We start from the raw sequence: 24095 nt of genomic DNA, 5'->3' as shown, positions 1-24095 counted from the left end.
TATTTCACCATGAAAGTAACAATCGTAGGTGCCGGAGCTGTAGGTGCTTCAGCTGCAGATAATATCGTCCGCCGTAATTGTGCAGAAGAGGTCATTTTATTAGACATCAAAGAAGGAGTAGCGGAAGGCAAATCCCAGGACATCATGCAAACCGCTGCATTGCTCGGCTTCGACACGAAACTCAAGGGCGTAACGAACGACTATCTATCCACAGCCGGTTCTACCGTCGCCGTCATCACTTCAGGAATTCCGCGCAAGCCCGGTATGACACGAGAAGAACTTATCGGTACCAACGCAGGCATCGTAAAAACGGTCGTTGAAAATCTGGTAAAACATTCACCCGATATCACCATTATCGTAGTTTCCAATCCCATGGACACGATGACATATTTGGCGTTAAAATCCAGTGGATTACCCAAAAATAGAATTATAGGTATGGGAGGAGCATTGGATTCTGCCCGCTTTAAATACCAGCTGGCGACGAAACTAAACGCTTCGCCAAGCGACTTGAATGCTATCGTTATCGGTGGGCACGGAGACAAGACAATGATTCCACTGATAAAAAAGGCAACATGGAATAGTATTCCGGTGACCAACTTCCTGACACCGGAAGAGCAAGCTGAAATCATTCAAAAAACGATGGTAGGAGGTGCAACACTTACCACATTAATCGGTACATCAGCCTGGTTTGCACCGGGTGCAGCTGTAGCGGCTATGGTGGAAAGTATCCTCTTGAATCAAAACCGATTGTTTACGGCTTCCGTATACCTGGAAGGCGAACTGGGTGAAGAGGACATCAACATTGGCGTGCCTGTCATCATTAATAAAAACGGGTGGGACAGAATTGTACCTATAGCATTAGACGAAGAAGAGAAACAACTATTTAAAGCCAGTGCGGAAGCTGTCCGTACCATGAATAACGTGTTAGGGTAGTTAGTTAGAACATGCAGAACATACCTATATCTGTCGTCAACCTACAAGGCGACGGCTATCATATTTTATTAGAAATCGAAATCTTTGACAGAAAATTTAATATGGTGCTCGATACCGGCGCCTCCCAGACCGTACTCGACCGTCATACGTTGATTCAATCCGGTATAGACGAACTTTTGCTGCAAAGCACGGATATACTTTCTACAGGACTCGGCACAAACAGTATGGAAAGCCATACATTAAAACTCCCCTATTTAAAAATAGACAATTGGTTACAAAAGAACGTTGTGGTAGCCGTATTAGACTTGTCGACCATCAACTATGCTTACGAAAAGATGAACCTCCCAAAAGTCATCGGTGTACTCGGCAGCGATATATTCGTACAATATGGTGCAGTGATCAATTATAAGAAAAAAACACTTCGGTTAAATACAAGAAAGAGAAGAAAAACAGATAGATAACTATAAACTAACGGATAGATAGCCGCTTGATGACTGTTTCCGTACCCGAAGTGAGCCGGACAAAATAAAAGCCTGCTCCTATCTTGCCATCTGTATCAAAAGACAGCGCTTGTGCACCAGCATCTAATGTGCCATTAGACAGACTTAATACTTCATTACCTAAAGCGTCCATCAATTTTATAACGACCGTGCTTTGTTTAGCGACCTTAAAATTGACATTAATCTGTTCGGACACAGGATTGTACATCACCTTAACATTGGTTATATTTTTCTCTGCCTCTTCATCCGTTTTTTTCACTTTATCATAAGGAAAATGGACGTCGTTGCTCAGCGTATAATGGTACCCGAATACAGGTATAGCAACAGCAAGCAGCACAAACGCTAAAACGCTTGTTCTAAGTAACTTTGCTATATGGAAAACGAATACTCTCATACACACTTCAGGTATTTACTAATAGCAAATATAAATGATTTTTTAAAAAAAGACTGTTAAAAAAACTTTTTTTTAACCTTTTAACAATTTTTAACTGGAATCTTCGTTAACCCTGTGTTTTGGCATTTCGGCATAAAATATTTATCACCTGTTTTTTTCCTTTGGCGTTCGTGAATACCAAGATTTTACCTAAGTTTGACACGGCTTAAAAAAACAAAAAAAAGCAAAGAAAATCATGAAATCTGATCAAAAATCAGCACTCCATAAACTTAGTCTCAGCGGATTACTAATTTCTCTCGGAATAATTTTTGGTGACATCGGGACCTCTCCATTATATGTTTTTAAAGCTATTTTTAGCAGAGGTGTCGTAGACAAAGATCTGGTCATCGGAAGCATCTCCTGCGTTTTCTGGACGCTCACGCTGCAAACTACCGTAAAATATGTCTTGATTACCCTAAATGCGGATAATAAAGGAGAGGGTGGGATCTTGTCTCTCTATTCTTTGGTGAAACGAAAAGCGGGATGGCTCATTATCCCGGCTATCATAGGTGCCGCTACCCTCTTAGCCGACGGCATGATTACCCCCGCCATAACTATATCGTCCGCCGTAGAGGGGCTGGCGATCCGTAATCCGGGCTTCCCCGTTATCCCACTTGTCATCACGATTGTTACTCTTTTATTTCTTATCCAACGCTTCGGCACATCTATTGTAGGACGCGTTTTCGGACCTTTGATGTTCATCTGGTTCAGTACAATCGGATTAGTCGGCTTTTTCTATATAGACCAGGCACCGGAAGTCTTTAAGGCGTTGAACCCTTATTATGCAGTCCAGACCCTGATCCATTATCCCAATGCGCTATTCATCATCGGTGCTATTTTTCTGTGTACAACAGGAGCGGAAGCGCTATATTCAGATATGGGCCATTGTGGAAAAATGAATATTCGCATCAGCTGGATCTTTGTCAAGCTGACATTAATTCTCAACTATTTTGGACAGGGTGCCTGGCTGATTTTACATGAGGGAGAATTTATCGGTGCGAAAAATCCATTCTATGCGATCATGCCCGATTGGTTTGTCCTTTATGGGGTACTGATAGCCACAGTAGCGGCTGTTATTGCCAGCCAAGCCATGATATCGGGTTCGTTTACACTCATATCCGAAGCCGTCCGTCTCAACATATGGCCCAAAGTTTCTATTCGTTACCCCAGCGACCAAAAAGGACAGCTGTATGTACCTTCCATCAATTTGATCTTGTATATAGGCTGTATGCTCATCATCGGAATATTCCAGGAGTCAAGTAATATGGAAGCAGCCTATGGCCTTGCTATTAATTTAACTTTTATAGCCACAACGATACTGATGTGTTTCTTCTTGCTTCGGAAGCATGTCCATATACTTTGGATCACATTATTCGGAATAATATATTTCAGTTTAGAATTTATCTTTCTGGCAGGAAATAGTGTAAAGATAAGTCATGGCGGATGGTTAACATTAATACTGGCTGCATCTCTCTTCGGAACGATGTACAGTTGGTATGCTGCCCGGAAAATTAAAAATACATATATGCGTTTCGTCGATATTCGGAAATATTATCCGATTATATCGGAATTAAGTAACGACACTTCTGTGCCGACCTTCGCTTCGCAATTGGTATATTTGACAAGTGCTAACAATAGAGAGGAAATAGAAACGAAGATCATCTATTCCATATTGAATAAAAAACCTAAACGGGCAGATGTCTACTGGCTGGTCCATGTCGACGTTATGGATGTACCCCATGCTAAAGAATATCACGTCACACCGCTTATTCCGGGCAAGCTCATTCGTATCGATTTTAAATTAGGTTTTCGGGAAGAGCAGAAAATCAGCTTATTATTCCGAAAGGTGGTGGAAGATATGGTCAAGAATGGTGAAATAGACATTACCAGTCAATACGACACCCTAAAGAAGCATCGGATCCCCGGTGACTTCAACTTTGTCGTGTTGGAGAAAGTATTCACCAAGACCTCCGATCTAAGCTGGTATAAAAGGATTATTATGGAATATTACAAAGTACTCAAGCACTTCAGTTTGAGCGAAGAAAAGGGTTTCGGATTAGACAGCAGCTTCGTCACATTGGAACGTGTTCCGCTGAATATTCCGAATACCCAAAATATAGAATTGCACCGCGTCTAACTTATTCCTCAATAGCTTGTACGCCAGGTAGGACTTTACCTTCCATATATTCCAATAAGGCGCCACCACCGGTGCTCACATAGCTTACGTGCTCGGTCATACCGAATTTGGCCACAGCTGCGGCAGAATCCCCACCTCCAATAAGGGAGAAGGCACCTTTTTCCGTTGCTGCCACTACAGCGTCAGCTACAACTTTGGTACCTTTGGCAAAAGTATCGAACTCAAAAACGCCCATTGGGCCATTCCATAATAAAGTTTGGGAAGCTTTTATCACTTCGGCAAAATGCTCAGCAGAATCCGGCCCGATATCCAGCCCTTCCTTGTCGGCCGGAATCTGATCGTTCGGACCATCATATACATTTGCATCATTCGAAAACTGGTCGGCAATCTGTGCGTCAGTAGGTAAAATTAAGTTAACGTCTTTTTCCTCCGCCTTTTTCACCAGCTCATTCGCCAAATCCAATTTATCCAGTTCGACTAACGATTTTCCGATTTCACCACCTTGCGCCTTCACAAAAGTGTAGGCCATTCCCCCACCAATAATAAGATTGTCCACTTTATCCAATAAAGCTTCGATAAGCTCAATTTTATCAGAAACCTTGGCACCCCCCATAATAGCTGTGAAAGGCCGTTGCGGATGATTTAACACCTTCTCTGCGTTGTTAATTTCTGCCGCCATCAGATATCCAAAGTACTTGGCCTGTGGAAAGAACTGTGCAATGACAGCCGTAGAGGCATGCGCCCGATGCGCCGTACCAAAAGCATCATTTACATATACATTGCCGAGTTGAGCTAACTTTTCGGCAAAGTCCTTATCTCCTTTTTCCTCCTCTTTGTAGAAGCGCAGGTTTTCCAACAGCAGAACCTCTCCAGCTTTTAAATCCTTTGCCTTCTGGACCGCTTCTACTCCGATACAGTCGTCGGCAAACTGCACATCCACACCTAATACCTGGGACAGATAAGGTACAATATGCTTTAAAGAATATTTTTCGGTTGGCCCTTCTTTCGGCCGACCAAGATGCGACATCAAGATTACAGCTCCGCCATCACCCAACACTTTCTTCAAAGTGGGTAAAGCACCCTGAATCCGGTTATCGTCGGTAATATTAAATTCAGCATCCAATGGCACATTAAAATCCACACGTATTAATGCTTTTTTGTCTTTAAAGTTCAAATTGTCTATTGTTCTCATCTGTTCTATCTAAATAATATTAATATATTTCTACGGTATAAGGTATCCTCGCTTGTATACCCGTGTTTGTCAAGAGTTGTTTGACATCTATCAAGTATTTTTCATACTCGCCTATTTTATCTTTTAATATCCAACTTTTGATCTTATCTTTCGATGTCGAAAACAACTGCGCAAAAGGATCTTCCTTTTCGGGAAGCTCCACTACCTTGTAATTTGTGATATCCGCTTTTGTCGCCGCTGCCAGAATGGCTTCCTGCAGGTTGCCCAGACGGTCCACCAACCCAATGCTCACCGCCTGCGCTCCGGACCAGACTCGTCCTTGACCGATGCTATCCACTCCCGCAGTACTAAGCTGGCGCCCGTCCGCTACCCGAGCCACAAATGTAGCATATACCCGATCGACTTCCGTTTGGATCAAAGCCCGCTCCTCTGCCGTAAGCGGTCGGTCCGGGTCGGTCATTAAAGACGAGAATTTACCCGTACTTACCTCGTCCACATGTATCCCCAGTTTATTATTGAGCAGGCCTTTGAAATTAGGTACGATCCCGAACACGCCGATAGACCCTGTTAAGGTTGTTGGCTCTGCAAATATCGAATCGGCGGCGGCGGCGATATAATATCCTCCTGACGCCGCATAATCTCCCATAGAGACGATAACGGGTTTTTCCCGTCTGGTCAGCTCGACCTCCCGCCATATGATATCCGATGCTAATGCAGATCCCCCCGGCGAGTTGATCCGAAAAACGACGGCTTTCACATCTTTATCCCTGCGCAATTTACGCAATTCTCTGGATATCCTGTCGCCCCCGATGTTGGAAAAATTGCCCTCTCCGTCTACTATTTCACCATACGCATAGAGCACAGCAATTCTATCTTTTGCAGAACTTGTCTCCAGCCCCCCGGTATACGAGAGTAAAGAGACGGCAGAAATGTCTTTATCTTCATCCACAGCTAAACGGCGCTTCAACTCCGACAGGAGCTGGTCTTTATATAATGCTTTGTCAATAAACCGATACTTCAACGCATCCTCCGCATTCCGGATCAAATACGCATCAGCTAGGGTACGCAGGCTATCTTTTTCCAACTTACGCCCGTCCGCTATACCCAGCAAAAAGTTCTCGTAAATGCTCTGAAGATAAGAAGTTACCTGCTCCCTGTTTTCAGGACTCATATCGTTGCGTAAAAAAGGTTCTACGGCCGACTTATACGTCCCTACCTTAATGACCTGCATATCCACCCCAAGCTTATCCAACGCATCTTTCAAAAACACGACCGAAGAACTAAGTCCCCTGAAATCCAAAGAACCTTGCGGGTTTAAGTATACACTATCTGCTACGGAAGCGAGGTAATACGCTTTTTGGGAATAAGCATCACTATAAGCCACAATAAACTTCTTTGATTCTTTAAAATCTGCCAATGCGTCCCGGATAGCTTTCAAAGTCGCAAAACCAACACCCACGGTGGTGGGATTCAGGTAGATTCCCTTAATATTATCATCTGTTTTCGCCGACTGGATACGTCTTAAAATATCATTTAGTCCAATCGAGCGTTCTCCACCGTATATCGGAATATTTAATTCTTCAAACGGATTATTTTCTGTTTTTTCTACGATGGCGTGATTCAGACTAATATATAATACCGAATTTGCTGGAACAGCAGCTGCCTTTTGAGGTGAAGTAGTTTGTTGAATGAGTACGCCGATAAAAATCAGCATGATCACAAACAATACTACTGCTGCTATACAGACACCAATAAAAGTTGCTAAAACTTGTTTTAAAAATCCCATAATACACGTCGATTGATAGGCCTAAATTAAGGGAATTATTTGATTTTGTACTATATTTTATTCATAATTGCATGGATGAACAAGGTTTACATTCTCCTGGGCGCCAATCTTGGAAACCCCATGAAGCAACTTCAGGATGCGCGAGCACATATTGACCACGATATTGGAAGAATCATCGTCCAATCATCCATTTATGAAACTGAGGCCTGGGGTATCGAAGACCAACCTGTTTTCCTCAATCAGGTGATATTCGTCGAGACACTTTTAGACGCCTCTGCTGTACTGGCGTGCTGCCAAAAGATCGAAAGCAAGTTAGGCCGTGTGCGTCAAGAAAAATGGGGAGCACGTCTCATCGACATTGATATACTCTATTTTAACGATGAGCGGATAGAGACACCCCATATGGTCATCCCTCACCCCTACATTCATCTCCGCAAGTTTACACTTATTCCACTTTGTGAAATCGCGGAGGACTATATACATCCATTATTACACCTATCCAATAAAGAGCTGCTTGTAGCGGCTTCTACAGAAGATCCGTTATCTGTAAAAAAGTTTATGCCGCAATGACCTATATATACATTCAGCCCAACGTGATCGTCAAGTCGATGATGAACGACAAAGATTTAATACAACAATTTGTTGACATGTACACTGCACAATGTCCCGTTGATTTCGACAAGTTATCCAAAAGCATTCAACAGAATGATCGTCAAGGCATTGCAGACATGGCACATCACATGAAGCCTACCATGGAATATGTAGGTGCGACAGCATTACGGCTGGATTTTCAGGAATTGGAATGTGTAGCGACAACGGCCGACCGTGCAGATATTGTGGAAAAATTCAATATCCTACACGCAAAATTTCGTGATTTTATGCGCGAACTATCCCATTATAGGGCCAGTATCCGCTAATTCAGGTCAAATTTATATCCAACTCCCTTGACAGTAGACACATAATGGTCTCCGATCTTCTCCCGCAATTTGCGGATATGTACATCAATCGTCCTATTGGTTACGACAACGGAGTCTTCCCAGATGGCCTTTAATATCTGATCTCTCGTAAAGACTTTATTCGGTCTGGATGCCAATAGGTAGAGTAATTCAAATTCCTTCTTTGCCAATACAATTTTTTCTGTACCCCGATAGACCATAAACGAGTCCCTATCCACGATTAAATCGGCAATTTCTAACTTGTCCGCCACCTCCTCCACAGGCTCCGCCGCATTTCGCCGTAGGATGGCGTTGATTCTTGACATCAATGCCCGTGGCTTGATTGGCTTTGCGATATAATCATCAGCGCCGACATGAAAGCCAGCGATTTCCGAGTACTCTTCACTACGGGCAGTAAGAAACACCACGAAAGTCTGTTTGAACTCCGGCATAGCCCGCATGATACGGCAGGCCTCTATTCCGTCCATGACCGGCATCATCACATCCAAGATGATCAGATCGGGATTCACCTCCTTTGCTTTTTGGATAGCCTGCTTACCATTCGCCGCAGTGAATACCTGGTAGCCTTCTTTCGTCAGGTTATACGAAATCAGTTCGCGTATATCCTGTTCATCATCCACCACCAGTATTTTTTGATTGACACTCATCGTTGATTTTTTTGCTAAATTATGTACTTTATGGTACTATAAAGTTAACCCAATGTTATTAAATTGTTAACACATAAACATAACTTAACACTTTTTAAACAGCCTGTCAATCAAAAAGCGTCTTGAGAAATGCACTTAGTTCTTCCCCACGCAAGTTCTTTGCTAAGATATTTCCCTGAGGATCGACCAGTACCGACGCCGGAATAGCCTTTATCCGATAATCCAAAACAAGGTCCGAGCTCCAGGCTTTTAAATCCGAGATATTTGTCCATTCCAACTTATCATCCGCTACAGCACGCATCCAGGACCCGGGGTTATCATCCAATGACACCCCCAATACCTCGAATCCCTGGTCATGGTACATCTGATATAACCGTACAATATTTGGATTCTCTTTACGACAGGGCACACACCAGGACGCCCAAAAGTCCACCAAGGTATACTTACCTTTATAATCCGACAGCTTTACGGTCTCGTTATGCGGCGTATATCCCACGATCTCCGGAGCAGGCTGACCCACTGCCAGTTTTTTAAGCTTTTCAATCTCTTCCTTAAAGAGTGTCACCATCCGGTTGTCTCCAAACTGTTCGCCGATCGCATCGACATAGGCGATAAGTTCCTGTTCAGCGAGTTCAGGGTCCAATGTACTCATGACATAAAATCCCGCCAGATCCGGATGTTCTTTCGCAAATGCGACAGCTTCATCGGTATACGATCGAGCTACCACTTTATATCTCGACAGATAGGCCGTCCGCAATAAATCGACTTCCCCATCCGACTTACCTATAGTCTGTTGAATAAAATCACGCTGCAACGAATCCTCGACAGCACGCTTTCTTTGTTCAATAGGTTGGAAACCCTGGAGTGCTACCGACAAATCCGAGCCTTTGACCACATAATCCTCAGGGCGATTCATCAGGTCTATCGTGAAGTGCAGTACTTCGCCCGGCGAGACGATTACCGGATATTTGTTTTTTCCGACGGTTATTGTGATTAATCGCGGTTGCGTCGCTGGGCGCTCAAATTTAAACTTGTCCAAATCACTCAAATACACCGAATCCAATTTGCGATCACCCTCATAAAAAGCCACGACTTTTACGTTGCCCGGATTAGCAATATCTCCTTCAATGACAATTTTATCCGAACCACCACATGCAGATAACAATAGTATCGTAAAAAATAAATATATATATTGAACTATATGCATAAGAAATCCTATTATTCGATAAATGTTCTTGCTCTACCTACAGCCTTTTCTAAGCCCGACACATCTTTTCCTCCCGCAGTGGCGAAAAAAGGCTGTCCACCCCCACCACCTTGTATATCTTTAGCCAGATCCCGGACAATTGTCCCGGCGTTCAGCCCTTTGCTCTTGACCAAATCTTCGGAAACCACAACGGTCAAGCTTGGTTTTCCGTCGATATTTGCGCCCAACACCAAGAAAAGGTTATCCATCATCCCTTTCAATGCATAAGCCAACGTCTTCACCGCATCCGGGTGCGGCAGATCCACCACAGTCGCCAGAAAATGAACCCCGTCTATCGTTTCAAATTTTTCTTCCAGCCCCTTCTTCAACGCCAACGACTTCTCTTTAATATGGTTTTCAATCTCCTTCTTTAACGAAGCGTTTTCGTCGATTAATTTTCCCACCGCAGAAACAAAGTCCTTCGGGCTATTCAACAGCTCTTTGACGTTTTGGAAGAGTTCAAAATGCTCCCGGATAACCGCCGCTGCTTTCGACCCGGTGATTGCTTCTATCCGACGCACACCTGCTGCCACAGCCGACTCCGCCACAATCTTGAAAAAGCCGATCTGCCCTGTTGCCCCAACATGCGTACCGCCGCACAATTCTTTCGAAAAACTGTCATCAAACGTAATGACCCGTACATGGTCTCCATATTTTTCACCAAACAGCGCCGTCACGCCCGAATCGATGGCCTGTTGGAAAGGTACATTACGCTCTTCCTTTAAAGCTATATTCGCCCGGATCTTCTCATTGACGATATCTTCCACTGCTTTTATTTCGTCATACGTCATCTTCGCGAAGTGCGAAATATCAAAACGCAGCACATCTGGAGACACCAACGAACCCTTTTGATTGACATGCTCGCCCAACACCTGCTTCAAAGCTGCATGAAGCAAATGCGTGGCCGAGTGGTTACTTTCCGTATCCAGACGTTTACGGACATCTACCTGTGCTGTAAATACACCATCCGGGCTCGAGGGAAGACGATCCACAAAATGCACGATAAGACCATTTTCCTTTTTCGTATCAGTGACCATAATCTTTTCACCCGTTTCGGAAATCAGCACACCACTGTCCCCCACCTGTCCCCCACCTTCCGCATAGAAGGGCGTCACTGCTAATACCAGCTGGTGTTGATCCTTACCTTTCGCACTGATCTTACGGTATTTAACTATTGTCGTCTGCGCCGTCAATGTATCGTAGCCAACAAACTCCACCTCCTCGTCGTCGTTCAGCACCACCCAATCGCCGGTATCTATAGCCGTCGCCGCGCGGGAGCGCTCCCGTTGTCTGCTGAGTGCCTTCTGGAACCCATCCATATCCACCTCCAGCCCTTTTTCCCGAGCAAGCAACTGCGTCAGGTCTATCGGGAAGCCGTAAGTATCAAAAAGCTCAAACGCAAATTCGCCATCAATGACTTGATTTTGCTGCACATAGTTTTCAAAGCGCTGTATACCCGTTGTCAATGTCCTTAAAAAGGAAACCTCTTCTTCCAGAATCACCTTCTTCACAAAATCCTGTTGCTGAAATAATTCATCAAATACGCCTTTGAACTGATTGGCCAGCAAAGGCACCAGTTCATGAAAAAAGGGCTGTTTGAAATCCAGGAACGTGTAGGCATAGCGCACCGCCCGACGTAGAATTCGCCGGATAACATACCCCGCCTTATTGTTCGACGGCAGCTGCCCATCTGCTATAGCAAAGCTCACTGCCCGGATATGATCCGACAGCACCCGCATCGCGATATCTGTCTTTTCGTTGTCCCCGTACTTTAGGCCGGCCCGATCAGCTATAAAAGAAATCAACGGCTGAAACACATCCGTATCATAGTTGGACGTCTTCCCCTGTATAGCCCGAACCAGCCGTTCGAACCCCATTCCGGTATCCACATGTTTGGCCGGCAAAGGTTCCAACACGCCCGACTTCAACCTGTTGAACTGCATGAAAACCAAATTCCATATCTCAATAACTTGTGGATGATCCATATTGACCAGTTCCTGTCCTTTTACCAACTGGCGTTCCCCATCAGGACGCATATCGTAATGAATTTCAGAACAAGGTCCACACGGGCCGGTATCCCCCATTTCCCAGAAGTTATCCTTTTTGTTGCCCAATAATATGCTATCCTCGGCGACATGGTTTTTCCAAAACGCATACGCTTCCTCATCTCGTGCCAAGTTTTCGTTGTTATCGCCCTCAAAGATCGTCACATACAGCCGGTCCTTATCCAATTGATACACGTCGGTAAGCAATTCCCACGCCCAGGCAATAGCCTCTTTTTTAAAATAATCACCAAACGACCAGTTGCCCAACATCTCAAATAAGGTGTGGTGATACGTATCTATACCCACCTCCTCAAGATCATTGTGTTTCCCCGATACCCGCAAACAACGTTGGGTATCTGCAATCCGCGGATACGTCACAGCCGCTTCGCCTAAAAAAAGATCTTTAAATTGGTTCATTCCCGCATTGGTGAACATCAACGTGGGATCATCCTTCACTACAACAGGAGCGGAGTTTACAATATGATGTGATTTGCTTTTAAAAAAATCCAAAAATGCAGTACGTATTTCTTTGCTGGTCATGTTAATTTTTAATGAAGTTACAAAGCTACTCAAAATCTGAAATATTTATAGGAGACTGTGAAAAGTAGGTTTATCGTCATTTCGAGGAGGTACGACGAGAAATCTATCGATATAAACGTATTAAACAGTCAAAAACACAGATTATCATCCCGATTTATCGGGACTCCTCATCATGACTTAGACTTGCATATAAATAAAAAAATCGCTAAGTTTAGTGAGAGAAGAATACTATACTTTCAATTCATGACAAAAACGATATTAGTTCCGACAGATTTCTCCGAAAACGCATTTTTTGCCAGTCAATATGCCTGCAAGCTTGCTACAAAAAACGGGCTGCAGATTGAGCTATTCCATTGCTACACCACAACATCCACCGTATTCGACGAAGAAAATGACACCTCTCCCGTGCTGAAGGCCGATCTATTAATCGTGGAATGGAAAGAGAAATTATCCCGCGAATTTCCGAGCATAACCATTGAAACGTCATGCGTATCCGGTCTCTTGACCGAGCGTATTCCGCAAAAGACCGAAGATGGATCCTATGTTTTTGTCGTCATGGGTACAACCGGAGCGGGAAAAGGAAAACCGGTAATATGGGGCAGCAATACCAGTAGTATAGTATCCAAATCTTCTATACCCGTGCTGGCCATCCCCAACGGATATGACACATTCCGTCTCGACAATATCGCTATGCTGACGAACTTCAAAGCCGAAGAGCTCGAAACCCTCAACGATTATGTGACGGCGATCAGTACCATACCCCGGTTGACACTCATCCATGTTTACAAAGATCAAAATGATAAGGACAAAGTCGCCGATTCGCTACAATCCTGGTCTTTCAATATCAAGGAAATCAATGGCATCGAATCCGTCCATACCCTTTTAAGAGCGTTGGATAAAGAAGATGAAACCGCCGACTCAGTGCCGGAGGTTATCCAACATATCGTTACCGAACAGAATTACGACATGATCGTGGTGACGAAAACACGAAAAAGTTTTTTTGAACGGCTTTTCCGTACCTCGGTTTCCAAACAGATTGCTTTACACCTCAACAGACCTGCATTTTTTGACAATAACTAACGCACCATGGCAAAAAAAATACTTATCCCGGTAGATTTCTCTGAACATTCTTACAAAGCGATCACCTACGCCTGTTCGCTCAACAAACTCGTATACCATGATTTTGATCTGGTACACGTCCTCGCCGGACCAGACGAGCAAAATTTGATGGACCCGAAGGTAGGTTCTGCGAAGAGCGATATGCAAAAGATCGTATCGGAGCTGGTTAAAATGGACACAGAACTCAATGTCAACGTCATCTTTAAGGAAGGGAATGTCTATTCGGAAATTAAGAAGCTGGCTACAAACGACGAATATGACGCGATTGTCATGGGCACCAAAGGAGCATCCGGTCTCAACGCGCTCTTAGCAGGCTCCAATATGTATGAGGTGTTTGAAAACACCCGTGTTCCGGTACTGGCTGTGCCTCTGACCGATCGCAAGTTCCGAATGAACCGGGTGGGCCTGCTGTGCAATTACAAAGACGGTGAGATCGATGTGTTAAAGCAGGCCATAAAACTGCTCGGGAAAGATTTTGAACTCGTCCTCATCCACATCAACACCGACAACAGTGACATCAAGGATCTGGACAGCAAGTTCAAAACCTTTATTGACCGAGTTATCCAGGAAACTGGCATTGACGACATTTCTTATATTATTAAAAACCAGGCGTTTTTCATTCAATATAAAGCAGATGTTACCCAGTCTATCCAGTCTGTGATTGACGATGAACAGATCGATATGCTGTTGGTCACCAAGAGCAAGAAAGGTTTTTTCCGAAAAATCATTGAGGAAAATGTGGTTCGGAAAATGGCACATGAGATTAAGATACCAAAGTTCTTTGCGAAGCTTTGATTTTGACGCATGGCAAGGCGATCTTAATCCATCTTTTTCAACTTTGTTTCCGTTTTATATATGATGATTACAGATAAGATTAACAATAACAGGAGTAAACCTAAATCAATGTAATACTCTTGTGGAAATCCTATTTTCAAAGCAATCTGGATAATCAATAATCCAAAAGCATCACGGAAAAACATGTTTGCACTGTACTTCTGTGCGAAATCCCATCGCTTTTGATTTTTCATGGATCTCGGCGTTCTGTAACCATACCAACTATTAATTCCCTTCGGAGGAAAGGATTTAAAAGCAAGAGAAATCAAAAAAATTATCAATATCGTTGGGTTACCGAAAATAAAAACTATCTCTTCCATTTTATTGCGGTTAAGTTCATATACTTTGGATAAAGGTATAAATGTAACCATTCTTCCTCTCATTTACTCTAATCGAATATAAAGAGTAAATTATATAAAAATGGAAAACAATCAAACACAACAATTAAAACAAACACAGCGCTTATTAAAATATGTGTTTGTTATCGTACCTATCGTAGCAGGGGCAGATAAATTCACAAATTTACTGACCGATTGGGAGCAGTATCTAAACCCCGCTATAATTAATCTATTGCCGTTCTCCGGTGCTACGTTTATGGCAATTGTAGGAATTATTGAGATCATTGCTGGCCTTATTGTTTTGAAAAAATCGTATTTTGGTGGTTATCTGGTAGCGGCTTGGCTTACATTAATTGCCCTGAGTTTACTAGCAAGTTTTAATTACCTAGATGTAGCAGTCCGTGATCTGGTTATGGCCGTAGCAGCTTTCTCGATGGCACAATTGTCTAAAATAGTAAATGGATAATGGAGAATAAGAAATACCTGACAGAAATAGATATCATCAATCGCATTCTGAATGGAGAAAAACCGCTTTATGAATTAATTGTAAGACGGTTTAACTCCTATTTATATAAAGTTGGGAGATCTTATAATTTCAGTCATGAAGATACACAAGACCTGATGCAGGACACTTATATTGACGCGTTCCGGAATTTGTCGCGGTTTGAACAACGCGCAAACTTCAAAACATGGCTTATCCGTATTATGCTCAACAATTGTTACCATAAAAAAGAGAAATCCAGCTTTAAAAATGAACGAGCCCGGGACAACATAAATGAAAACCTAACGCCAATGTTTAATAACGCGGACAATAATGCTACCAAACAGATAAACAACCGCGAGCTGGGTCATATCATTGAACAATCACTCTCGTGCATTCCCGAGGACTACCGTATTGTTTTTGCGCTCCGGGAAATGAACGGCCTCAATGTAGCTGAAACAGCAGAAGCACTCCATATCAGCCAAAGCAATGTAAAAATCAAGCTCCATAGAGCCAAATCGATGTTGCGCAAAGAAATTGAACGATCTTATACCGCGGTGGATCTCTACGAGTTTAACCTGATCTACTGTGATGCAATGGTAAATCGCGTTATGGAAAAAATTTTGTCGTAATCTGGCCCGTACATTGTCCTTTTTTCGCTTCGGAACCTATTGCTTGTAGAGCGGAACCAATTACTTGCGGAGTGGAACCAATCGTTTACAAAGCTTAGGCAATCGTTTAAGGATCGTAAGCTATTACTTCCCGTTCGCAAGCGATCACTTGCGGAGCGCAAGCCATCGTTTGCAGTGCTTAAGCAATCGCTCAAGTTCCGTAACCTGTTGCTTCCGGCTTGGAACCAATTACTTGCGGAGTAGAACCGATCGTTTACAAAGTTTAGGCAATCGTTTAAGGGACGTAAGCTGTTACTTCCCGTTCGCAAGCAATTACTTGCGGAGCGCAAGCCATCGTTTGCAGTGCTTAAGCAATCGCTCAAGTTCCGTAACCTGTTGCTCCCCATACGGAAGCCGTTGCTTGCGAGGGGGAACCTGTTACTTCCCGTTCGCAAGCAATCACTTGCATTCAGAAAATCCGGGCGATTACACCTTGGATGAAGAGACCACGTAGAATATCCGCTACAACTATTTATTTTTTGTGCTCTACACGAAGAAGCAGATTAATTTCTAAACAAAATGGCATTCTTTTGGTTGATTATAATATATCAAACAAAATTATATGGAAAATAAACATGTACTCAAAATCAGTATGCTCCTCGGAGCGGGCCTTATCGCGACAACAGCTTTCGCACAGAACACCGCAACTATCGAGGGAACCACACCTTTAGGTTCTACGGGTGAATACCGGACATGGTCTATCGGCGTCAATGCCGGTGTCTTAAACCAAACGAATATTTTAGGGTTCAACCGTGCGGGCTTCGATAAGCTGGACCACAATCTGGGTTATAGTGCCTATATCAAAAAGCAATTGTCACCTTCCTTTGGTTTGAAAGCGCAATATCTGGGTGGAAAAGTCGGAGGCACAAACGAAGCGAATGCATCCGCCACACCGGGAACGGTCGCGGCATTTGAAACCAATGTCCCTTGGTCGGCTGCATTGTCAGGCGAATGGACGCTGGCCAACACTAACTGGCGCTTTTTTAACAGCTTCATTAAACCCTATTTCGCCATCGGATTAGGTGCGCTGAACTTCGAAACGACGACAACGGATGCAGGAGACAATGAGACGGCACACAGCGCAACAACAAAACTATACGTGCCAGCTGATGCGGGCTTTAAATTCGCTGTCGCCAAAGGCATCAACCTGGACTTGGGTTATCAGCTGAATTGGGCCAACCAGCGGTTTGATGGGGTAATGGGCGGACAGTACAAAAATGACCTATTTTCCTATGCCCACGCCGGATTGGAGATCGCATTAGGGAGCGGAAGCAAACCTTACCTCGGCAACAGTAACCCTGTAGCTACACTTATCAACGACTATACGGCTAAATATGATGAGCTGAAGTCGGAACGTGATGCACTGGTCGCTTCGAACAAAGCATTGAAAGATGAGCTCGACACATTGGCCAACGAGCTGAAAGATGACGATGGCGATGGGGTAGCAAATAAATACGACAAGTGTCCGAATACCGCTGCTGGTGTGCAGGTCGATGGTGCCGGCTGTCCACTTCCGGAAATGAAAAACGAAACGAAGGTAATCGAAAAGATTGTCGTTACGGAGGAAGACAAAAAGGTTGTCGACGAAGCGATCCGAAATCTTGAATTTGATTTGGGCAAAGCGACAATACGTGCAAACTCCTTCTCGTCCTTAAACCATGTTGCTGCACTACTTATCGAGAAAAACTTCAGCTTAAAACTGGCTGGACATACTGATAATACCGGTTCACGGGAACTTAACTTACGGTTATCTAAAGAACGGGCAGAGGCCGTAAAAGCGTACCTGGTGTCTAAAGGTGCCAATGCATCGCGGATAGAAGCTACAGGCTATGGCCCAGATCAGCCAATAGCCACAAATGCAACCGCCGACGGTCGTCAGCAAAACCGACGCGTAGAGTTTACGTTATATTAAGACATTACCGTCATTTCGAGGAGGAACGACGAGAAATCTATGGTTAAGCGATTTTTCAACTGATTGAAAATTAGTATTCAAATTTATCCATAGATTTCTCTCTTCGTTCGAAATGACGATTAAATAAACAGCTATACCTTTTTAGGCGGCTTTATCTTTATTCCTTTCCTTCGACCTCTTTTCGGAGCATACTATGTTTTCTACCGTAAGCAAAATAGATAATGATGCCGATAGCCATCCATATGGCCAGTCGTTCCCAGCTCTCTACCGGTAAGGAAGCCATCATCAGTACACAGACGATCACGCCCAATATCGGTATCACCGGCACAAAAGGTGTCTTAAAAGGTCTTTCCGCAGAAGGATTCTTTTTCCGTAGCACAATCACGCCGATACAGACGAGTGAGAACGCAAATAATGTTCCTATACTGACCATATGGCCTAAATCTGAAATAGGTACAAAACCAGCGAAGATGCTGACGAAGACCATGAATATTAAATTTGTTTTCCATGGTGTCTGCCGTTTAGATAAATCCGAAAAAATCTTGGGTAATAACCCGTCCTTGCTCATGGTATAAAATACCCTACTTTGTCCCAACAACATGACCAAAATAACGGACGTATACCCCGCTATAATCGTAACAGTCATCGCGGTATTCAAAAAGTGGTAACCTGTATTGGCAAAAGCCGTCGCTACCGGACTGGCATCGCCTTTGAAAACCGTATAAGGAGCCAAACCTGTCATAACATACGAAAACAATACATATAAAATGGTACAGATGATAAGTGACCCAATGATACCGATAGGCATACCTTTTTTCGGGTTTTTAGCCTCTTGAGCGGCAGTACTGACCGCATCAAAGCCGATAAAGGCAAAAAACAGCACACCTGCGGCACGTAATACACCACTTATACCGAACTCACCGAAATACCCCTCTTTAAAGAAATCAAACATCCCGATCTTGCCTTGCTTCAGCAGTTCTTCACCTTCGTTGACAGGGATGAAAGGCGTATGATTTGCAGGATCTATAAACTGCCAACCTAAGGCAATAAACAGCAATACGACACTTACTTTCAAAATCACCAATACGTTGTTCACAAAGGATGACTCTTGTGTACCCCGCATCAGAAGCAGCGAAAGCAGACAGACAATAATGATAGCAGGGAGGTTGACTATACCGCCCTCCCAAGGCCCTGTCAGCAACTCGGGAGGGAGTTCCCAACCAAAGACACGCAACAGCTGATTGAAGTACTGAGACCAGCTGGCAGCCACGGTGGCTCCCGCTAAAGCGTATTCCAACACCAGATCCCATCCTATAATCCAAGCCATAAATTCACCCATCGTCGCATAGGAATATGTATAAGCACTGCCTGCTACGGGGATCATGGAGGCAAATTCAGCATAGCAGAGCCCGGCAAATGCACAACCTACCGCGGCAATGACAAAAGACAACATGACAGCAGGTCCGGCATTTTCAGCAGCAGCTATTCCGGTTAAAGAAAATAATCCTGCACCGATAATTGCACCCACACCTAAGGCGACCAAGCCGGTACTGGACAGGGTTCTTTTCAGCGTACCTTCACCGCTTTCCTGGGCTTCGGCAACAAGTTTTGCAACAGATTTTTTATACCACATAATTTAGATCTAAATTCTTTTCAGCCCAAACCTATAAAAAATAAGAGGATTATGAAAAATTGATTTCATTTTTTTTAGATTAGGAAATATCAACTACTATCACTATCTTTGCACCGCCTTAGGCAATAGTGCCTATTGTATAATTTATTTCATGAACCCATTTTTAGAACTGGGGATCCGTCATGAGATTGTTAATGCCATCACTGAGTTAGGTTTCGAAAAACCTTCTCCTATTCAGGAAAAAGCCATTCCTGTGTTATTGACTGGTAACGACGATTTTGTCGGATTAGCCCAAACCGGTACAGGGAAGACCGCGGCATTTGGTCTCCCATTGTTAGAACAGATTGATTTTTCACAAAAACATCCGCAAGCATTAATTCTTTGTCCTACGCGTGAGCTGTGTTTACAGATCTCCAAGGATTTGGAAAAGTATGCCAAGTATCTCGATGATGCTCGTGTGGTAGCGGTGTATGGTGGAGCAAACATTTCTGACCAACTACGTCAAATCCGTCGTGGTGTGCAGATCGTAGTAGCTACACCGGGCCGGATGTTGGACATCATCAATCGTAATGCTATTGATTTTTCGAGTATCAGCTATGTCGTCTTGGACGAAGCTGATGAAATGTTGAACATGGGATTCCAAGAGGATATCAACAATATCCTTTCCGAAACACCCGAAAACAAAAAAACGTGGTTGTTCTCAGCCACGATGCCTAAAGAAGTCCGTCGGATTGCTCAAAAGTACATGGTAGATCCGGTCGAGCTAACCGTAGGCACCAAAAACACGGGAAACGCGAATATTGAACATCAATATTATTTGATTAAAGCCCGCGACAAATACGCAGCGTTCAAGCGCATTGTTGATTACTACCCTGAAATTTTTGGCATCGTCTTCTGTCGTACCAAGATAGAAACACAGGAAATCGCGGAAGCGCTCATCAAAGATGGTTACAACGCCGATTCTTTGCACGGAGATCTTTCACAACAGCAACGTGACAAGGTCATGAAGCGCTATCGGGAGCGAAATTTACAGCTACTGATCGCAACGGACGTCGCGGCGCGTGGTATTGACGTGAATGATGTAACGCACGTGATCAACTTCTCGCTTCCTGATGAGGTGGAAAACTATACCCACCGTTCAGGCCGTACCGCTCGGGCCGGTAAAACAGGAATATCTATTTCTTTGATCAATGTAAAAGAATTGGGTAAAATCCGCCGTATCGAGAAAATTATCGGTAAAACTTTCGAGAAAAAGCAAGTTCCGCAAGGCGGTGAGGTCTGTGAGAAGCAACTGTTCGCGATCGTGGATAAAATAAATCATGTATCGGTAAACGATGATCAGATATCACCGTATATGCCCGCAATAGTTGAATCGTTGCAGGATCTATCCAAAGAAGACATCATCAAACGTTTTGCTTCATTGGAGTTTAACCGTTTCCTTGATTATTACCAGAATGCACCGGACTTAAACATCGATGCCCGCGAAAGTGGCAGAGGTGATCGTGAAAGAGGAGATAGAGGACGCGATAGGGATAGAGATAGAGATAGAAGCCGGTCGGCATCTACTGGATATACCCGTTTATTTATCAACTTAGGAGCCGTAGATGAATTCAGCAGAGGCGATATGCTGGGCTTTATCTGCAACAATGCAAATATCCCGGGAAAATCTGTTGGTAAAATCGATATGAAAGGCGTCTTTACCTTCTTCGAAGTACAAGACCATGATGTAGAAAACGTTTTCCAAGGCTTCAAAGCCGTAGACTTCAATGGAAGGCAAGTACGTATTGAGAGATCATCCGGTGAGGATCGTTCGGACAGAGGTGGCCGTTCTTCTCGAGGAGGTGGAGATCGATACGGAAAAAGCCATAGCAGAGATCGCAGAGGCGGCAGTGACCGTGGCCGAAGCTACAACAAGGATTTTCGTGATTTCTCGGGCAAACGCCGCGAATCGAAAAGCAGGTATTAATCCTTAAAGTTTCATAGAAAAGGTGGGCATCAACCCACCTTTTTTTATGACTTATTTACCGAGCTGCCGTTGCCGTATGGCCTCGTAAAGTATAACTCCTGCCGAAACAGATACATTTAACGATTTAATTTCTCCAAACATGGGTATCCGGGCCAACTTGTCGGATATACGTATCAAATCATCTGAAACGCCTACATCTTCGGCTCCCATAACGATACACGTAGGCACCGCATAATCAACGTCGTAGATCGAATCGTTTGTCTTCTCCGTACCAACGACCAATTGTACCCCCGAATCAATTAGAAAACGTCCGGTCTTACCTAAAGCGTCCTGACGGCACACCGGTATTTTATACAGCGCTCCGGCAGAGGTTTTAATCGCATCGGGATTGATTTCAGCAGAGCCTTTCTTCGGAACAATAAGAGCGTGCACGCCGGCACATTCTGCCGTACGGGCAATCGCACCCATATTCCGCACATCGGTGACACCGTCCAGCATCAACAAAAGGGGTACTTCACCTTTCTCGTAGATAAGCGGCAATAGGTCTTCAATATTCTGATAAGTAATGGGTGAAATCACCGCAATAACACCCTGATGATTTTTGCGGGTAATTCGATTCAGCTTTTCAATAGGAACTTGCTGAAACCCTATGTTATGCTCTTTCAACAAAGCTTTAAGCTCCATAAAAAGACTTCCACTCAGCCCGCGTTGCACGAAAACCGACTCCATCTCTTTTCCGCTATCTATCGCTTCTATGACAGCGCGGATTCCGAAAACCATCTGATTGGATTCTCGCTTCTCGCCTTGATCTCTCCGTTGAAAATGTTGCATGTATATTAAATGTAGTTTGTAAAAATGTCAAAGGTCTAACTCAACCCTAAATTAAAGGTTTTGCGCAAGGTCTCCAAGGCTGGATTTTTAACGGCCATGGCCTGATATTTTTCCTGTGAGGTATAGGGTTTTAAGGTACGGTTCTGCTCTACTTGTATGGCAGTGAGATCCAGCGAGAAATTGCGCAGCTCTACACGTAGGTAATTCAAGATATCGATTTTATATTCGCGTATCTGCTCCATCTGCACCATATTATCGACATCAATCTCTATTTGAGCGCCTTTAAGACGAGGTGTTGATGCCGTCATGATGGTGAAAATAGTAATCCGGCTTTCTGCCTTCATCTTCTCCGCAAAGGCATTCCACTTGTTTAAGAAGTCACTTTCTGTAATTTCCTGATATTCATTCCCTACAACGAGATCATCCTTTGCCGTTTCGACAACAGGTTTATCTTCAAAAACAGTTGTTAGATTTGGTACCGCCGCAGCCACCTGTATGTTCCCCCAGCCCTTTCCTGAGGTAAAGGAAGGCTTTTCTTCTTTTTTCTGCTGTGGTGATTCAGGAGGGGCGACTGTTTTGTCAGCGGCTTTGGCTAAGGCAACCGGCGCAGTAGCTTCTTCCGTCTGACGAGGTATAGACTCAATTAGTTTTTTTTTTTGTCCTTCTACAGGAGGAGCAGCTGTGGGCGGATGCAGCGATAATGTAATGGCTGTAGAGAGGTGACACATCTTCAATAAGGCCAGTTCCACCTGAAGACGTTGGTTTTTACTCGTTCTGTAATTAATTTCACACTGGTTCGCAATATTCAGAGCAGATAGCAGGAGTCCTGAACTCATAGAGGAAGATTGTTCCAGATAACGTTTTTTTATATTTTCTCCCACTTCTAACAACCGCAACGTTTTGGGTTCTTTGGAAACCAAAAGATTACGCAAATGGTTAGCGAGGCCTGCCATAAAATGTCCTCCGTCAAATCCTTTGCTCAGTACGGAATCAAATATCAATAAAGTCTCATCCGCCTCTTCTCCTGCAATCGCATCCAACAACCGAAAATAGTACTCATAATCTAAAATGTTCAGGTTTTCGATAACCGCTTCATAAGTCAGATGACGATTAGTAAAGCTGACAATCTGGTCGAACATCGACAAGGCATCCCGCAAACCTCCATCCGCTTTCTGCGCAATAACATGGAGACCATCGTGTTCATACGCAACCCCTTCCTTATCGGCTATGGTGGCCAAATGATTAGCCATGTCATCTACGCGTATACGATTGAAATCAAAAATCTGACAGCGAGACAATATAGTCGGCAATATCTTGTGTTTCTCTGTAGTAGCCAGGATAAAAATCGCATAAGAAGGCGGTTCTTCCAATGTCTTCAGAAAAGCATTGAACGCAGCTTGGGAAAGCATGTGTACCTCATCGATGATATAAATTTTGTATTTTCCCGACTGAGGAGGAATACGAACCTGCTCGATCAGACTCCGGATGTCTTCGACAGAGTTGTTGGAAGCTGCATCCAGTTCATGAATGCTGAATGAAGCACCGTTCTGAAACGATTGACAGCTCGAACACGTACCACAGGCTTCTGTTCCCGATGAGATCGCTTCACAATTGATTGTCTTGGCCAAGATGCGGGCACAGGTGGTCTTGCCTACACCCCGTGGTCCACAAAACAAAAAGGCCTGCGCCAGTTGATTATTATGGATAGCATTCTTAAGTGTGTTGGTCACATGTTGTTGCCCCACGACAGAATCGAAGGTAACAGGACGGTATTTACGGGCCGAGACAATGAAGTTATCCATCAGGACAAAGATAGGTATTTAGCCATAAACAACAAAAGGAACCTTTACGGTTCCCCTGGTCTAATAATTATAAAATTACAGCAGCTTATAAAA

Annotated in this window: 21 protein-coding genes; 11 read left to right on the top strand and 10 right to left on the bottom strand. The window is 43.8% G+C overall.

Annotated elements, in window-relative coordinates; all coding sequences use genetic code 11:
- Window positions 1-9: 9 nt before the first annotated feature.
- Together G5B30_RS13800 and G5B30_RS13795 are read left to right on the top strand one after the other, a co-directional pair.
- Entirely contained in the window at window positions 10-933 is a 924-nt protein-coding gene (locus tag G5B30_RS13800; RefSeq protein ID WP_165320572.1) for a malate dehydrogenase, read from the top strand.
- 11 nt (window positions 934-944) lie between these two features.
- Complete coding sequence (locus tag G5B30_RS13795) at window positions 945-1394, top strand: retropepsin-like aspartic protease (RefSeq protein ID WP_165320571.1); 450 nt, start codon at window positions 945-947, stop codon at window positions 1392-1394.
- Window positions 1395-1401: 7 nt separating this feature from the next.
- On the opposite strand, the gene G5B30_RS13790 is transcribed toward G5B30_RS13795, so the two are convergent.
- Complete coding sequence (locus G5B30_RS13790; protein ID WP_165320570.1) at window positions 1402-1827, bottom strand: T9SS type A sorting domain-containing protein; 426 nt, start codon at window positions 1825-1827, stop codon at window positions 1402-1404.
- Between the two features lie 235 nt (window positions 1828-2062).
- Between G5B30_RS13790 and G5B30_RS13785 the strand changes: the two genes are divergently transcribed.
- Entirely contained in the window at window positions 2063-4003 is a 1941-nt protein-coding gene (locus G5B30_RS13785) for a KUP/HAK/KT family potassium transporter (protein WP_165320569.1), read from the top strand.
- A 1-nt stretch (window position 4004) separates the two neighbouring features.
- On the opposite strand, the gene G5B30_RS13780 is transcribed toward G5B30_RS13785, so the two are convergent.
- Both G5B30_RS13780 and sppA read right to left on the bottom strand, forming a co-directional pair.
- Window positions 4005-5195 carry a phosphoglycerate kinase gene (locus G5B30_RS13780; protein WP_165320568.1) on the bottom strand — a complete coding sequence of 397 codons (1191 nt, stop codon included), beginning with the start codon at window positions 5193-5195 and terminating at the stop codon, window positions 4005-4007.
- Window positions 5196-5214: 19 nt separating this feature from the next.
- Window positions 5215-6981, bottom strand: a complete 1767-nt coding sequence (sppA, locus tag G5B30_RS13775) for a signal peptide peptidase SppA (RefSeq protein ID WP_206367130.1) — start codon at window positions 6979-6981, stop codon at window positions 5215-5217.
- Between the two features lie 75 nt (window positions 6982-7056).
- Between sppA and folK the strand changes: the two genes are divergently transcribed.
- Window positions 7057-7551 (top strand): 2-amino-4-hydroxy-6-hydroxymethyldihydropteridine diphosphokinase, encoded by a 495-nt coding sequence (gene folK / locus G5B30_RS13770; protein ID WP_165320567.1) that lies wholly within the window; start codon window positions 7057-7059, stop codon window positions 7549-7551.
- Entirely contained in the window at window positions 7548-7898 is a 351-nt protein-coding gene (locus G5B30_RS13765; RefSeq protein WP_165320566.1) for an Hpt domain-containing protein, read from the top strand. Before folK ends, G5B30_RS13765 begins: the two co-directional genes overlap by 4 nt.
- Here G5B30_RS13765 and G5B30_RS13760 read toward each other — a convergent pair.
- The 3 genes from G5B30_RS13760 to alaS form a co-directional block, all read right to left on the bottom strand.
- Window positions 7895-8584 carry a response regulator transcription factor gene (locus tag G5B30_RS13760; protein ID WP_165320565.1) on the bottom strand — a complete coding sequence of 230 codons (690 nt, stop codon included), beginning with the start codon at window positions 8582-8584 and terminating at the stop codon, window positions 7895-7897. The two genes, G5B30_RS13765 and G5B30_RS13760, sit on opposite strands and share 4 nt — an antisense overlap.
- 106 nt (window positions 8585-8690) lie before the next feature.
- A complete protein-coding gene (locus tag G5B30_RS13755) occupies window positions 8691-9791 on the bottom strand; it encodes a TlpA disulfide reductase family protein (protein ID WP_165320564.1) in 1101 nt (366 codons plus the stop codon).
- A gap of 11 nt (window positions 9792-9802) precedes the next feature.
- Window positions 9803-12415, bottom strand: coding sequence for an alanine--tRNA ligase (gene alaS, locus G5B30_RS13750; RefSeq protein WP_165320563.1), 2613 nt, complete (start codon window positions 12413-12415; stop codon window positions 9803-9805).
- 243 nt (window positions 12416-12658) lie between these two features.
- On the opposite strand from alaS, the gene G5B30_RS13745 reads away from it, so the two are divergent.
- Both G5B30_RS13745 and G5B30_RS13740 read left to right on the top strand, forming a co-directional pair.
- Window positions 12659-13495: a universal stress protein gene (locus G5B30_RS13745; RefSeq protein ID WP_165320562.1), complete on the top strand. Its 837-nt coding sequence runs from the start codon at window positions 12659-12661 to the stop codon at window positions 13493-13495.
- Window positions 13496-13501: 6 nt separating this feature from the next.
- Window positions 13502-14329 (top strand): universal stress protein, encoded by an 828-nt coding sequence (locus G5B30_RS13740; RefSeq protein WP_165320561.1) that lies wholly within the window; start codon window positions 13502-13504, stop codon window positions 14327-14329.
- Between the two features lie 23 nt (window positions 14330-14352).
- Here G5B30_RS13740 and G5B30_RS17510 read toward each other — a convergent pair whose 3' ends face one another.
- Complete coding sequence (locus G5B30_RS17510) at window positions 14353-14688, bottom strand: SdpI family protein (RefSeq protein ID WP_262886604.1); 336 nt, start codon at window positions 14686-14688, stop codon at window positions 14353-14355.
- Between the two features lie 100 nt (window positions 14689-14788).
- Between G5B30_RS17510 and G5B30_RS13730 the strand changes: the two genes are divergently transcribed.
- The 3 genes from G5B30_RS13730 (at window position 14789) to G5B30_RS13720 (ending at window position 17770) form a co-directional block, all read left to right on the top strand.
- On the top strand, window positions 14789-15172 hold the full coding sequence (locus tag G5B30_RS13730) for a hypothetical protein (protein WP_165320559.1): 384 nt from the start codon (window positions 14789-14791) through the stop codon (window positions 15170-15172).
- The gene (locus tag G5B30_RS13725; protein WP_165320558.1) at window positions 15172-15819 is read left to right on the top strand and encodes a sigma-70 family RNA polymerase sigma factor; all 648 of its coding nucleotides are present in this window, start codon (window positions 15172-15174) and stop codon (window positions 15817-15819) included. Before G5B30_RS13730 ends, G5B30_RS13725 begins: the two co-directional genes overlap by 1 nt.
- 601 nt (window positions 15820-16420) lie before the next feature.
- Complete coding sequence (locus tag G5B30_RS13720; protein WP_240903218.1) at window positions 16421-17770, top strand: OmpA family protein; 1350 nt, start codon at window positions 16421-16423, stop codon at window positions 17768-17770.
- A 157-nt stretch (window positions 17771-17927) separates the two neighbouring features.
- Here G5B30_RS13720 and G5B30_RS13715 read toward each other — a convergent pair whose 3' ends face one another.
- On the bottom strand, window positions 17928-19403 hold the full coding sequence (locus tag G5B30_RS13715) for an amino acid permease (protein WP_165320557.1): 1476 nt from the start codon (window positions 19401-19403) through the stop codon (window positions 17928-17930).
- A 151-nt stretch (window positions 19404-19554) separates the two neighbouring features.
- Between G5B30_RS13715 and G5B30_RS13710 the strand changes: the two genes are divergently transcribed.
- Entirely contained in the window at window positions 19555-21369 is a 1815-nt protein-coding gene (locus tag G5B30_RS13710) for a DEAD/DEAH box helicase (protein WP_165320556.1), read from the top strand.
- A gap of 51 nt (window positions 21370-21420) precedes the next feature.
- Here the strand turns inward: G5B30_RS13710 and rlmB are convergent, their stop codons facing one another.
- Window positions 21421-22200: a 23S rRNA (guanosine(2251)-2'-O)-methyltransferase RlmB gene (rlmB, locus tag G5B30_RS13705; protein WP_165320555.1), complete on the bottom strand. Its 780-nt coding sequence runs from the start codon at window positions 22198-22200 to the stop codon at window positions 21421-21423.
- Window positions 22201-22235: 35 nt separating this feature from the next.
- Window positions 22236-24002 carry a DNA polymerase III subunit gamma/tau gene (locus G5B30_RS13700; RefSeq protein ID WP_165320554.1) on the bottom strand — a complete coding sequence of 589 codons (1767 nt, stop codon included), beginning with the start codon at window positions 24000-24002 and terminating at the stop codon, window positions 22236-22238.
- Between the last annotated feature and the right edge of the window lie 93 nt (window positions 24003-24095).

Source organism: Sphingobacterium sp. SGG-5 (genome assembly GCF_011043525.1).
In the GTDB taxonomy this organism is placed as follows: Bacteria; Bacteroidota; Bacteroidia; order Sphingobacteriales; family Sphingobacteriaceae; genus Sphingobacterium.
This window is presented reverse-complemented; position numbering and strand designations above follow the sequence as displayed.

Bases quoted from the DNA above. Each gene is read 5' to 3' on its own strand.
- G5B30_RS13725 (WP_165320558.1), top strand. From the start codon at position 15,172: ATGGAGAATAAGAAATACCTGACAGAAATAGATATCATCAATCGCATT.
- sppA (WP_206367130.1), bottom strand. From the start codon at position 6,981: ATGGGATTTTTAAAACAAGTTTTAGCAACTTTTATTGGTGTCTGTATA.
- rlmB (WP_165320555.1), bottom strand. From the start codon at position 22,200: ATGCAACATTTTCAACGGAGAGATCAAGGCGAGAAGCGAGAATCCAAT.
- G5B30_RS13760 (WP_165320565.1), bottom strand. From the start codon at position 8,584: ATGAGTGTCAATCAAAAAATACTGGTGGTGGATGATGAACAGGATATA.
- G5B30_RS13730 (WP_165320559.1), top strand. From the start codon at position 14,789: ATGGAAAACAATCAAACACAACAATTAAAACAAACACAGCGCTTATTA.
- G5B30_RS13780 (WP_165320568.1), bottom strand. From the start codon at position 5,195: ATGAGAACAATAGACAATTTGAACTTTAAAGACAAAAAAGCATTAATA.
- G5B30_RS17510 (WP_262886604.1), bottom strand. From the start codon at position 14,688: ATGGAAGAGATAGTTTTTATTTTCGGTAACCCAACGATATTGATAATT.
- G5B30_RS13700 (WP_165320554.1), bottom strand. From the start codon at position 24,002: ATGGATAACTTCATTGTCTCGGCCCGTAAATACCGTCCTGTTACCTTC.
- G5B30_RS13720 (WP_240903218.1), top strand. From the start codon at position 16,421: ATGGAAAATAAACATGTACTCAAAATCAGTATGCTCCTCGGAGCGGGC.
- G5B30_RS13795 (WP_165320571.1), top strand. From the start codon at position 945: ATGCAGAACATACCTATATCTGTCGTCAACCTACAAGGCGACGGCTAT.
- G5B30_RS13710 (WP_165320556.1), top strand. From the start codon at position 19,555: ATGAACCCATTTTTAGAACTGGGGATCCGTCATGAGATTGTTAATGCC.
- G5B30_RS13755 (WP_165320564.1), bottom strand. From the start codon at position 9,791: ATGCATATAGTTCAATATATATATTTATTTTTTACGATACTATTGTTA.
- G5B30_RS13740 (WP_165320561.1), top strand. From the start codon at position 13,502: ATGGCAAAAAAAATACTTATCCCGGTAGATTTCTCTGAACATTCTTAC.
- G5B30_RS13715 (WP_165320557.1), bottom strand. From the start codon at position 19,403: ATGTGGTATAAAAAATCTGTTGCAAAACTTGTTGCCGAAGCCCAGGAA.
- G5B30_RS13800 (WP_165320572.1), top strand. From the start codon at position 10: ATGAAAGTAACAATCGTAGGTGCCGGAGCTGTAGGTGCTTCAGCTGCA.
- G5B30_RS13785 (WP_165320569.1), top strand. From the start codon at position 2,063: ATGAAATCTGATCAAAAATCAGCACTCCATAAACTTAGTCTCAGCGGA.
- G5B30_RS13790 (WP_165320570.1), bottom strand. From the start codon at position 1,827: ATGAGAGTATTCGTTTTCCATATAGCAAAGTTACTTAGAACAAGCGTT.
- folK (WP_165320567.1), top strand. From the start codon at position 7,057: ATGAACAAGGTTTACATTCTCCTGGGCGCCAATCTTGGAAACCCCATG.
- G5B30_RS13745 (WP_165320562.1), top strand. From the start codon at position 12,659: ATGACAAAAACGATATTAGTTCCGACAGATTTCTCCGAAAACGCATTT.
- alaS (WP_165320563.1), bottom strand. From the start codon at position 12,415: ATGACCAGCAAAGAAATACGTACTGCATTTTTGGATTTTTTTAAAAGC.
- G5B30_RS13765 (WP_165320566.1), top strand. From the start codon at position 7,548: ATGACCTATATATACATTCAGCCCAACGTGATCGTCAAGTCGATGATG.